The sequence below is a fragment of the Streptomyces sp. NPDC057428 genome (assembly GCF_042803195.1).
GTDB lineage: Bacteria > Actinomycetota > Actinomycetes > Streptomycetales > Streptomycetaceae > Streptomyces.
In genome coordinates this window covers 1-11,488 of the sequence record NZ_JBHVCT010000128.1, presented here as the reverse complement: position 1 = coordinate 11,488, position 11,488 = coordinate 1, and the positions used below count along the sequence as shown (strand labels likewise).

9 protein-coding genes and 2 pseudogenes are annotated in these 11,488 nt (G+C 67.7%); 8 read left to right on the top strand and 3 right to left on the bottom strand.

Annotation, left to right across the window (positions count from 1 at the left end; all coding sequences use genetic code 11):
* Positions 1-323: 323 nt before the first annotated feature.
* The 3 genes from ACFU5K_RS29490 to ACFU5K_RS29480 all read left to right on the top strand — a co-directional run bounded on the left by ACFU5K_RS29490 (position 324) and on the right by ACFU5K_RS29480 (position 3,789).
* Positions 324-1,451 (top strand): AMP-binding protein, encoded by a 1,128-nt coding sequence (locus tag ACFU5K_RS29490; protein ID WP_384067016.1) that lies wholly within the window; start codon positions 324-326, stop codon positions 1,449-1,451.
* Positions 1,452-1,489: 38 nt separating this feature from the next.
* Positions 1,490-2,275, top strand: a complete 786-nt coding sequence (locus ACFU5K_RS29485; protein ID WP_384067015.1) for a thioesterase II family protein — start codon at positions 1,490-1,492, stop codon at positions 2,273-2,275.
* Between the two features lie 149 nt (positions 2,276-2,424).
* Positions 2,425-3,789, top strand: coding sequence for an FAD-dependent oxidoreductase (locus ACFU5K_RS29480; protein WP_384067019.1), 1,365 nt, complete (start codon positions 2,425-2,427; stop codon positions 3,787-3,789).
* A 37-nt stretch (positions 3,790-3,826) separates the two neighbouring features.
* On the opposite strand, the pseudogene ACFU5K_RS29475 reads toward ACFU5K_RS29480, so the two are convergent.
* Positions 3,827-4,204 (bottom strand): annotated as a pseudogene (locus tag ACFU5K_RS29475) (transposase); the annotation flags it as partial.
* Between the two features lie 10 nt (positions 4,205-4,214).
* On the opposite strand from ACFU5K_RS29475, the pseudogene ACFU5K_RS29470 reads away from it, so the two are divergent.
* Positions 4,215-4,376 (top strand): annotated as a pseudogene (locus ACFU5K_RS29470) (integrase core domain-containing protein); the annotation flags it as partial.
* Positions 4,377-4,567: 191 nt separating this feature from the next.
* The gene (locus ACFU5K_RS29465; RefSeq protein ID WP_384067012.1) at positions 4,568-5,251 is read left to right on the top strand and encodes a peptide deformylase; all 684 of its coding nucleotides are present in this window, start codon (positions 4,568-4,570) and stop codon (positions 5,249-5,251) included.
* A 383-nt stretch (positions 5,252-5,634) separates the two neighbouring features.
* Here the strand turns inward: ACFU5K_RS29465 and ACFU5K_RS29460 are convergent, their stop codons facing one another.
* Together ACFU5K_RS29460 and ACFU5K_RS29455 are read right to left on the bottom strand one after the other, a co-directional pair.
* A complete protein-coding gene (locus tag ACFU5K_RS29460) occupies positions 5,635-7,686 on the bottom strand; it encodes an APC family permease (RefSeq protein ID WP_384067009.1) in 2,052 nt (683 codons plus the stop codon).
* Positions 7,687-7,940: 254 nt separating this feature from the next.
* Entirely contained in the window at positions 7,941-9,164 is a 1,224-nt protein-coding gene (locus ACFU5K_RS29455) for a PP2C family protein-serine/threonine phosphatase (protein ID WP_384067006.1), read from the bottom strand.
* A 320-nt stretch (positions 9,165-9,484) separates the two neighbouring features.
* Between ACFU5K_RS29455 and ACFU5K_RS29450 the strand changes: the two genes are divergently transcribed.
* The 3 genes from ACFU5K_RS29450 to ACFU5K_RS29440 all read left to right on the top strand — a co-directional run bounded on the left by ACFU5K_RS29450 (position 9,485) and on the right by ACFU5K_RS29440 (position 11,151).
* Complete coding sequence (locus ACFU5K_RS29450; RefSeq protein WP_384067003.1) at positions 9,485-9,634, top strand: hypothetical protein; 150 nt, start codon at positions 9,485-9,487, stop codon at positions 9,632-9,634.
* A gap of 136 nt (positions 9,635-9,770) precedes the next feature.
* The gene (locus ACFU5K_RS29445; RefSeq protein ID WP_384067000.1) at positions 9,771-10,010 is read left to right on the top strand and encodes a hypothetical protein; all 240 of its coding nucleotides are present in this window, start codon (positions 9,771-9,773) and stop codon (positions 10,008-10,010) included.
* Positions 10,011-10,749: 739 nt separating this feature from the next.
* On the top strand, positions 10,750-11,151 hold the full coding sequence (locus ACFU5K_RS29440) for a cyclic nucleotide-binding domain-containing protein (protein WP_384066997.1): 402 nt from the start codon (positions 10,750-10,752) through the stop codon (positions 11,149-11,151).
* The last annotated feature ends 337 nt before the right edge of the window (positions 11,152-11,488 follow it).

Here is an 11,488-nt window from a genome sequence, read left to right as displayed (position 1 = left end):
CTAGTGACACGCCATCTCGGCGTGCTCACAGGCATTTTCGCAGGTCAACCCACATATTCGTGTCCTAGTCGGCACTGCTAACTGCGGAACTCAGGTTCGAATTCAAGGCGATTGATACTCATTCCGGCGGCACTGTAGGACATGGACGGACACGGCGATGCCGGGCGGCCTTCGGGTCTTCGGAAATCCGGTCCACGAAAGCCGGTTCAGCGCATTCCGTTCCTGGCAAATGTCGGCGGCCGTGACGAACGGCATGACAGCTGCCTGTTCGGCGGCCGAAATCCCTGATTCCTCCCTCGACAAGGACGCCTATGCCCGAACTCATGAGCCGGACAGCCGTACCGCGGCGCGTGACGGCGCCGCACGCGCTCGCCTCCTTCGCCGCGGTGGTCCACCGGCGCGCCCGCCGGGACGACGTCACCATCGGCTGCCACGTCTCCGGCGACGGCACCGCGGGCTCCAGCGTCGTCACCGTCGAACCGGGCGACGACCCCTCGTTCTCCGTCCTCGCAGACCGGACAACGGCCGCCCTGGACGAACTTCCCGAGGCATCGAGTGCCGGCGCCGAGGAGCAGGAGGACGTGCCGGAGACCGACTACACGTTCGGGTACGAGGCAGACAACCTGACACTCCTGGCCCATGGCGCCCGCGCCCCCGGTCCGGAGGCCGCGGCATGCACCGACTCGCTGTGCGGGACCCACGACCCGGCCCGCCGTGCGGTGTCGGCCCTGAGCCCGGCCACGGAGGCGGAGAGCCGCGGACTGCGGGTCCTCGGCCACGGCGACCGCACGCCGCCACCACCGCGCTGCGTGCACGAACTGGTTGCCGAGCGGGCCGCCGCCACACCCGAGGCGCCCGCCGTCAGCCGAGCCGGCCGAGTGCTGACATACGGAGAACTCGACGCGCGCGCCGAGCAACCGGCCGTACGCCATCGAGCGGCCGGACTCGGAACGCACCGGGTGGCCGCCGTCCTGCAGCAACGCTCACCGGAGCTCGTCGTCACCCTCCTGAGCATCCTCGAGACCGGCGGGGCCTACCTGGTGCTCGACCCGGAGGACCCGGCCGATCGGCAGGCACGGCTGGTCCGCGACGCCGGCGCGGTACTCCTCATCGCCGAGGACGGGTTGGGCGACCGCGCGCCGGTGGATCTGGGCGGCGAACGGGTACCGAGCCTCATCGATCACACGCTCGGCATCCTCCGCGAGGACATCGAGGCCAACAAGCGCTACCACCTGCCCGATCCACCGCGTCTGCCGGTGGCGATCACGGCCATCGGCTGGTCCCGCGACTTCGAGGTCCCCTACCGGAGCATGGGCGGGCGGGCCGACTGCGGTACCACCGACTTCGAGGTGCTGGAGGATGAGCGCTACACCTTCACCGAGGCGCATGCCGCGCTGCTCGGAGTGTTCTCGGCGGGTCTCCTGCCCACGGCCGCGGAGCACCTGCGGTGAGCGGGGCGGCTTCCGCCGGCGCCCGGCAGGACCGTTGGGTGCGGCGACTGAGTTCCGGCGACGATCCGCGCTGCCAGCTGTTCTGTCTGCACTGCGCGGGCAGCGGACCAGGCATGTTCCGGGACCTGCCGGACCATCTGCCCGACGACGTCTCCGTCGCAGCGGTGCTGCTGCCCGGCCGCGAGAACCGGATCGCAGAACGCCCCTACGACCGGATGGGACCCTTGGTGGAGGCACTGGCCGAGGCGCTCGGCCCGCGGTTGCATCTGCCCTATGCGTTCTTCGGCTACAGCATGGGCGCCCAGGTGTCGTTCAACCTCACGCACGCGCTGCGCGGCCGCGGACTGCCGCTTCCCATGGGCCTGTTCGTGGCCGCGAGCCCGGGACCCTACCTGCAACGTGAGGTGCCCGCCTGGAACGAGTCCGACGACCGGCTGGTCGAATACCTGCGCGAACTCGGCGGCACGGCACCGCACGTGCTCGACGACCCGGACCTGCTGGACCTCCTGCTGCCCACCCTCCGAGCCGATCTGACCGTGGTCGCGACCTGGCCCTACCGCGCGCGGCCGACACTGCCGGTCGCCGTCCGGGCGTTCTCCGGAGCCGAGGACGGACCCGCTTCTCCCGAACGGATGGGAGCGTGGCGGATGGAGACACACGGCGTCTTCCGGCAGAGCGTCCTGCCCGGCGGCCACTTCTTCATCAACGACGCACTGCCGACCATCGCCGACGTCATCACCGCGGACCTGATGGAGATGCTCGGCCCACCCACCGCGAGCACCGCCCGGACGGGCACGGGCACGGGCAGACCGCCCCACCCCTAGAACCCGCCTCCCGTCCTCCTCGTACACCGACGTCTGGAGCCACCATGAGCGCACAGCCGCCCGACTTCTCGCTGACCGAAGCCGAGTTGGAACAGTTCCACCGCGACGGCTATCTCGGCCCCTTCGACCTGTACGAGGAGCCGCGCCCTCTGCGGGTAGCCGTCGTCGGAGCCGGCCCGGCCGGGATCTACGCCGCCGACGCCCTGCTCAAGTCCGAGGTGGCCGCCGGTCCCGGTGTGTCCATCGACCTCTTCGAGCGGATGCCCGCCCCGTTCGGCCTGATCCGGTACGGCGTCGCCCCCGACCACCCGCGTATCAAGGGCATCGTCACCGCTTTGCACCAGGTCCTGGACAAGCCGCAGATCCGGCTTTTCGGCAACATCGACTATCCCACCGACATCAGCCTGGACGATCTGCGCGCCTTCTACGACGCGGTGGTCTTCTCCACCGGTGCGACGGCCGACCGCGAGCTGCCGATCCCCGGCATCGACCTGCAGGGTTCCTACGGCGCCGCCGACTTCGTCTCCTGGTACGACGGGCATCCGGACGTGCCGCGCACCTGGCCGCTCAACGCCGAGAGGGTCGCGGTCCTCGGTGTCGGCAACGTCGCGCTGGACGTGGCCCGCATCCTGGCCAAGACCGCGGAGGAGCTGCTGGCGACCGAGATCCCGCCGAACGTCCACGACGGTCTGAAGGCGAACAAGGCCGTGGAGATCCACGTGTTCGGTCGCCGCGGCCCGGCGCAGGCGAAGTTCTCCCCGATGGAGCTGCGCGAGCTGGACCACTCCCCGAACATCGAGGTCGTCGTCGATCCCGAGGACATCGACTACGACGCGGGCTCGATCGAGACCCGGCGCGGCAACAAGCAGGCCGATATCGTCGCCAAGACCCTGGAGAACTGGGCGATCCGCGATGTCGGGAAACGTCCGCACAAGCTGTTCCTGCACTTCTTCGAGTCGCCCACGGAGATCCTCGGCGAGGACGGCCACGTCGTCGGCCTGCGCACCGAGCGCACCGCCCTGGACGGCACCGGCAACGTCAAGGGCACCGGTGAATTCAGGGACTGGGACGTCAGCGCGGTCTACCGCGCGGTCGGCTACCTCTCCGAGAAGCTGTCCAAGCTGCCTTGGGACACCGAGACCGGCACCGTCCCGGACGAGGGCGGCCGGGTCATCGACGAGGCCGGCAACCATGTGCAGTCCACCTACGTCACCGGCTGGATCCGCCGCGGCCCCGTCGGCCTGATCGGCCACACCAAGGGGGACGCCAACGAGACGGTCGCCAACCTGCTCGACGACCACGCCCACGGCCGGCTGCACACCCCCGCCACGCCCGACCCCGAGGCCGTGGACGCCTTCCTCACCGAGCGCCGGGTCCACTTCACCACCTGGGAGGGCTGGTACAAGCTGGACGCCGCCGAGAAGGCCCTGGGCGAGCCGCAGAGCCGCGAACGCGTGAAGATCGTCGAACGCGAGGACATGCTCCGCGAGAGCGGGGCCGGGATCCGGTCTTGAGGAGGAAGGAACGCCGCTGATGGCGACCAGTCCCGAACCGGCGGCGCAGATGGACGGTGTTCTCCGCCTCCTGCTGTGGGCTGAGACGCATCTGGCCACGCCGTTTGCGGTGCGGGATGAGCAGGCCGGTTCCCTGGTAGCCGCCATCGGCTAGGACCGGGGCTCCACGGCAGGCCCGGTCGACGCCGGACTCCGTGAACGCCCGGCAGTCTTTGCGGCTGCCGGACAGCGGGAGGCCGATCGCCACGACCAGGCGGCTGTTGGCATCGATGACGACTTGCAGGTTCGTCGAGTACCGATAGTTCTTGCTGGACGCGGCGACGCTGCGGTCGCGGGTGGGCACCAGGGTGCCGTCAACGATGTAGACGGTTTCCTTGCGTGGTCGGCGCTCCGGCGAGATGGCCAGCAGGGGCGCGTTCCAACGGCCCTGGAAGTCGCTCTCCCAGGTCGAGTTGGCCACCGCAGAGTGGGTCGACTGGTATAATCACCGCCGACTCCACGGTGAGATAGGGCACGTTCCGCCCGTCGAGTCCGAAGCCCACCTCTACATGGAATCCACGAAACCCCAGGTCACAACCATGATCTGAGATCTCTATCGAACCCGGGGCGATTCAGAAGTCGGGTTGCCTGGGGGCGGGCATCGTTGCGCTCCAGGCAACCCGCCAAGGCGGTTTCGGGTCGTAGGACCATGCCCCGAGGGTCGAGGTACAGGTCACGGCAGTCCCGAGATCGCGTTCCCTCCGGCCCGAAGGCCGGGATTCCCTGCGAAGATCAGGAGATGAAAACCGGGATTCTTGTCGATCTTGTTGAGAAACTTCTCTCTGGTCCCCGACCACTGCCTATCGTCTGTGCCGGGGACCCGGTCTTGCGGCGGCCGGCCACGTCCTACGAGGGACAGCTCGGTGCGGAGCGGTTGGCTCGCCTCGTCGAGGCGATGAAGGAGTCCATGCGTGCCGCGCCTGGGGTGGGTCTAGCGGCCCCGCAGGTCGGGATCCCGCTGCGGCTTGCCGTGATCGAGGATCCAGTCGAGTTGCCGCCTGAGCTGCGCGGGACACGTCCGGAGATGCCCGTGGAAGTGCGCGAAGTCCGTGGCCGGGTGCCGCTTCCTTTCCGGGTGCTGGTGAACCCGTTGTACGAATCCGTCGGCGAGCGCCGGGCCGCGTTCTTCGAAGGATGTCTGAGCGTCCCCGGTTGGCAAGCCGTCGTTGCCCGGCATGCGCACGTGCGACTGCGCGGGGAGGACGAAGCCGGACGAAGCTTCGACGAGGAGTTCTCAGGCTGGCCCGCACGAATCGTTCAGCATGAGACGGACCACCTTGATGGCACGCTCTATCTCGACCGCGCTGAACTGCGTTCTCTGGCAACACACGAAGCAGTGGCCGAGCACTGGCAGCAAGCCACTCCCGCCGACGCCGCTCTGGCTCTGGGCTTCCCGCTGCCTGAGCTGAGGCTTGACCGGTGAGGTCGGCTGGTCGACGGGGGGGCCGGCCCTCGATGGTGCTGGATCGCCCGGCGCAACTGTCGTAATTGTGGGCTGAAGTTGGGGATGTGAGGGCTCGGTTCCTCTTGATGGGACTGCCGACCGCCAGCGCCGAGGTGACCAGTCGCGTCGAGTCCCCCAGGAGGCCGGCAATCGCGATGCCGCCTGACAGGTTGAGCATGCACCACCCGCTCTCAGGCGGATGGCACTGCGCGTGACGCAGGTGAACAACTCCCCTCGTCGGCGTCAAGGGGGTGGCCCTCGTCGCGGTCGATGGCCGAGATGTGACTCCGCAGCCGAGTTGGCACTGTGCGCCAACTCGGGTGCACAACTGCTCGCCTTGAATCGGAGTAGGGACGGGCGGGTCATTTCGTCTCGGGCCGTCGTGACGAAGTGTGCGCCGTGGTGTATTCGACGGTATTGGGGGGTTCTCCGCGGCGGACCGATCCCGGGGCGCGGGCGATGAGCGGTCGAGGGCCGGTCGCGGAGGACAGTTGCCAGGGGACGCTGGTCACAATGACACCGGGGGTGAAGAGCAGGCGGCGCTTGAGCCAGAGGGCGGTCTGGTTGTGAAGGAGGTTCTCCCACCAGTGCCCGACGACGTACTCGGGGATGAAGACGGCGATGATGTCGTGCGCTCCGTCCCGGCGGACGGAGCGCACGTACTCGACCGCTGGTCTGGTGATTTCACGGTAGGGGGACCGCAGGACTTTGAGCGGGACCTGGATGTCGAACTCGTTCCACTGCCTGCGCAGGGTGGCCGTGGACTCGGGGTCGACCTCGACTGTGAGAGCTTCGATGTGGTCGGGCCGGAACGCGTGGGCGTAGGCGAGGGCACGCAGGGTCGGCTTGTGGAGGGTGGAGACGAGTACGACGGCCAGGACCCGGGAGGGCGGGCTGCTGTCCTGCCGCGGGTCGGTCACGATGATTTCGGCGGCGGTTCTGTCGTACTGCAGCCGGATGCCTCGCATCGTCAGCCACAGCACGGCGGCGGCGACGACGGCCAGCCATGCCCCCTGGGTGAACTTCGTCGCCAGCACGATGATCAGGACGAGCCCGGTGACGACGGCGCCGGTGGCATTGACCGCGCGGGCCAGATGGTGACGGCGGCGCAGGGCAGGTTCGGTCTCGGTGCGCATCGTGCGGTTCCAGTGCCGGACCATGCCGGTCTGGGAGAGGGTGAATGAGGTGAACACGCCGAGGATGTAGAGGTGGATCAGGCTGGTGACGTCGGCCTTGAAGCCGTACAGCATGAGCCCGGCGACGGCTGCCAGGGCGACGACGCCGTTGGAGAAGACGAGGCGGTCGCCGCGGTTGTGGAGCTGGCGGGGAAGGTAGCTGTCCTGGGCGAGGATCGACGCGAGCAGTGGGAAGCCGTTGAAGGCGGTGTTCGCCGCGAGGATCAGGATCAGGGCCGTGGCTGCCTGGATGAAGTAGAAGCCGAAGCTCGCGGACCCCCCGAAGACAGCCGCGGCGAGCTGAGCGATGACGGTGCGCTGCGTGTAGTGGGCGCAGTCGGGCAGTCCGGTCAAGCGGCAGGAGTCGTCGGCGATGTGCACCTTGGCCACGATCGCAAGCGTGGTCACGCCGACGAACAGGATGACGGCGATGATGCCCATGACGGCGAGGGTGCTCGCGGCGTTCCGCGCCTTGGGCTTGCGGAACGCAGGCACCCCGTTGGAGATCGCCTCTACACCCGTCAGTGCCGTACAGCCGCTTGAGAACGCGCGCAGCACCAGCATGACCAGCGCGAGCCCGGCAAGATCCAGATCGCCCTTCTGGGGGGTGATGCCGTACTGGGAGGTCTCGGCGACCGGGGCATCGCCCAGGGCGTAGCGCAGCAGACCAGTGCCGATCATGATCAGAACGCCGCCGATGAAGAGATAGGTGGGAGCGGCGAACAACCGGCCGGACTCGCGTACGCCGCGGAGGTTCAGCGCGGTGAGCAGGCCGACGAAACCCAGCGCCATCAGCACGCGGTAGTCGGCCAGGGCGGGCAGCGCCGAGATGATGTTGTCCACCCCGGAAGCCACGGAGACCGCCACGGTCATGACGTAGTCGACCAGCAGAGATGCCCCGACCACGAGACCCGCGGAGGAGCCGAGATTCGTCGAGACGACCGCGTACGACCCGCCGCCGCTCGGGTAGGCATGGACGACCTGACGGTAGGAGAGAACCACTACCGTCAGCAGGGTAACGACCGCCGCCCCGATCCATGGAGTGAAGTGCAGGTAGGCCAAGCCGCCGAGCGTGAGGACCAGCAGAATCTCCTGCGTGGCGTAGGCCACGGAGGAAAGCGGGTCGGACGCGAAGATCGGCAACGCAATCCGCTTGGGCAGCAGCGTCTCACCCAGCTCCTCACTTCGCCGGGCACGCCCGATGACCAAACGCTTGAGGACTTCGATCGCCGTCGGCACCGTGCGATCGTAGACCGGCCGCTCGCGTCTGCCCGGCTGGCACGCGGCCACGCGGACGGACCTACGAACCTGGGCCCCTCGCCCCCTTGAGCTGGACTGTGCGACATCCCGTGGCTCCCCTGAGCTCTACTGAATCCTTCGGGCCCAGGGTGGGCGACACCGGATACGAGTGGTTCGGCGCGGCGGTCCGGTGTCACACGGTGCGGGCTGCGCCTCCACCCACCGTCAGTGGAATCGACCGGCAGCACTGTTGCTCACGGCATGCAGCTTGCGGAGGCCTGTTGGGTGTCTGCACCGGAGTTGCCATGCCGCTGGGTCTGGTAAGGGCCGTGCCAGTCCAGGCACACCACGGTGGCGTCGTCTTCGAGGCGGCCGTGGGCGGCGTCCCGGATGGCGGAGGTGAGTGCGAGTGTGGTCTCCCGTGGGTGCAGATCCCGGGTGTGCTTCAGGAGGGCGGGCAGGTCCACGTGCTTTCCGTGGTGCTCGAGCATGCCGTCGGTGAGCATGAGCAGGCGGTCTCCGGGGCGCAGGTCGATGTTCTGCACGCGATAGGGCTGGGGAGCGGAGAGGGACAGTCCGAAGGGAGGGTCTACCTCACAGGTGACCGTTTCCACGGCTCCCTCGCGTATGCGCAGAGGCCAGGGGTGGCCGGCGTTGACGAGTCGGGCCTGCCCGGTGTGCAGGTTGATGCGCAGCAGCTGTCCGGTGGCGTGGCCGTGTCCGTGATCGGCAAGGGCCTGGTCGGCGCTGTGGGCTTGCTCGGCCAGGCCGCTTCCCCCTCGACGGGCGCCGCGTAGGGCGGCTATCAGGATGGTGGCGGCCAGGGCTGCGGCGAGATCGTGGCCCATGGGGTCGGTCACCGATATGTGAAGGGTGTCGCGGTCCAGGGCGTAGTCGAAAGTGTCTCCACTGAGGTCCTCGGAGGGTTCCAGATTTCCGCACAGGGTGAACTGTGCCGCCTCGCACGAGAGTGACTGGGGCAGCAGCTGGTACTGGATTTCTGCTGCCAGGGTGGGAGGCCTGGAGCGTTTGCCCCAGGTGTAGAGGTCGGTGAAGCGCCCGTTGGCGATCACGATGTAGGCCAGCACGTGGGCGGCTTCCCCGACCGCGTGCAGAACGTCTTCGCCCGGGGCGCTGGGGAGGATCAGCTCCAACAGCCCGATCGCATCGCCACGGTTGGTGACCGGCACGATCACCCGCTGTTGGGCGCCGCTCTCCTCGTGATACAGGCGCTGAGTGCGGATCACGTGCTCGTAGACGCTGCCGAACATGGGAATCCGCTGGGGTTGCTGGCCCGTGTCCGGGGATGTGGACAGGCGTGTGACGGTTCTCCCGGTCAGGTCCACGACGAGGAAGGAGACCTCGGTGGCCGCATAACGCTGCTGTAGGTCCTCGGCGACCACGTCGACGGCCTCGACGGGCGCAGCCGTCTCCGCTGCTGCCAGGAGTCGGGGGAGTTCACTGCGACGGCCGCTCATGCGTGGTCCCTTCCGTGGCGGGACTGAGCGTGTCTGTCCCTGCCGCTTGGCGGTCCGTTCACCCACACTCACCGGCGCGGTCCCTGGTGTCCAGGCGTTGGAATGCGTGAGTGCGAAGGCGGATGGGAAGTAGCCCAGGAACCCGGCGGGGGATTCGAACGCCCACCTCACGTGTCCTGTCCGGCGACGTCGGCTTCGGGTCTCCAGGCATCGCGTACTCCTCGCATCGAAGCAGACATACCCGATGACTACAGCGTGCGCCCGACGGGGTCATTTGTCAGATAGCCGCGTGGGCCGGCGGTGCGCAGGGACACGCCTCCATGCCGCCGGGGGACGGCGACGCCATCGGCATGCAGTCGGCGAACTACCTGGAACCACCAGCGGTGGGACTTGGAGCGCTCATCTCCATGAAGGCCGAGGAGACCTTGCCCTCGGCCCCCGCCGCAACAGTGGTCGCTCGCACAGCGTGACGAGGCTGACGCCTTGCGAGCACTCGGGAAATGACCATCGCACCACTTGCGCCTCCAGCCGAATACGCAGATTCGGCGTGACGCAGATGGACCAGGGCATCGTGCATTCACGAGCTGAGCAGCTCATCATGGAATCATGGCGAAAGCACCGATAGTCATCCATTCCCCCGGCCCGTCCGGAGGACGGCTGGTGACAGTCCACGTCAATGGCCGTGAAAGCCGGTTGGGCGTCGCGCACAGCGATCAAGAACTCATCGTCTTCCTCGACAACGCGGGACTCGAAGACCCGGAACGAGCCCTGGACAGCCGGGCCCTGGTTGCATGGGAAGGTGCCGCGGCGCACCAATACACCGGAGCTGATCGCCGTGAGCGATGAGCCAGTGACCTTATGTACGCATGGGTCGGGCCGGTGGTGGTTTCACACACCGCCGGCCCTCGCGGCTATCTGACAAATGACCGATTCAGGCGCACGCTGTAGTCCTCTGGTGTTTCTGTACCGAGGCGAGGAGTCCGCGATGCCTGGAGACCCGAAGCCGGCGCCGGATGTAACGAGACGGCGTACCAGGCAGCGACTGAGACGCTCGCCTCTGACGCCCTGCGGGATTTGCGTGATGTACGGCGGGGGCTGATCGCCGCGTTGCCGGAACGTGTGCTGTGTTCCCCGATGCGCGGGCGAGCCGGGTCGGCCATCGTGGCCTGACGAGCGCGACCATCGCAGACGACGATGGCCCGATCGTCGCCGTCCGCCGGTCCTCGCGGCGACCCACACCTACGCGCACAGCGCCCACTCCGTCAGCCTGACAGGGGTTTCCTCGGTCGAGGACGCGGCCCCGGTCAAGGCCGCGAGCGCCGCCCCGGGACTCACACCGGTACCGGGCGCGCGGCGTGATGCGGTGCATCGAAAGGCGCAGGAGCGTTCGCATACCGGATGTACGGGTGTTCCGACAACGCGGCGAGGTGCCGTGGGCATCGCGCGCCCGCCAGGGATTGCGGACGGAGCAGCCCTCATCTCGCCGAGGCATTGGAACTGATGCACAAAGAGAGGCTGAATCATGCGCACCTTCACACCAGCCAGGATGGCGAATTCTCTGCCACCGAGCTACCGCAGTCGTCTCATGAGTCTTGCCCAGGAGGTCAACTTCACCGAAGGGACCAGGCTCTTCGAAGAGGGTGGTGCCGCCGACCAATTCTGGATCGTCCGGTCGGGGACCGTCACTCTGGACATGCGCGTGCCGGGCCGCGGCTCGACAGTCATCGAGCGGCTCGGGCCGGGTGAACTGGTCGGCTGGTCATGGCTACTGCCGCCTTACGAGTGGTGCAACGGCGCCGAGGCTGTGACACCGCTGCGCACACACCAGTTCGACGCGATGTCCGTACGTATGGCCATGGACGCCGACCCGGCGTTCGGTCTCGCAGTCGGCAACTGGGTAATACGGGTGCTCGCCTACCGCCTTCAGAACACCCGGGCAAGGGTGCTTGACCAGTACGCGATTCACGGCAGCGCCGAGACCGTGTAAGCGGACTGCACCGTGCCTCCCCGTCGCAGTCCAAGCCGTTGCCGCCTTCCACAGCCACGCCCTGGCCGCATGACCTGCAAAGGCGCATAACCCGGCGTCGCGTGCCCAATCCCGGTTTTCTGTAACTCACTTGATGCTGTGTCTGACAAATGATCACGATGGAGGTGACCGCGTCGCCTACAGAAACTGCCGTTCGTCCAGGAGGCGGTCTACGCTGGCTCGATGGGGAACGATCGACGTGTCCCTCTCTGTCAGCCTTGGGTGAGACGCCCCGCTTCGTCGGGTTAGCCTGAGAGGGCACGACAGGAGAACCACCCCCTCATGACCAGCACCAAGC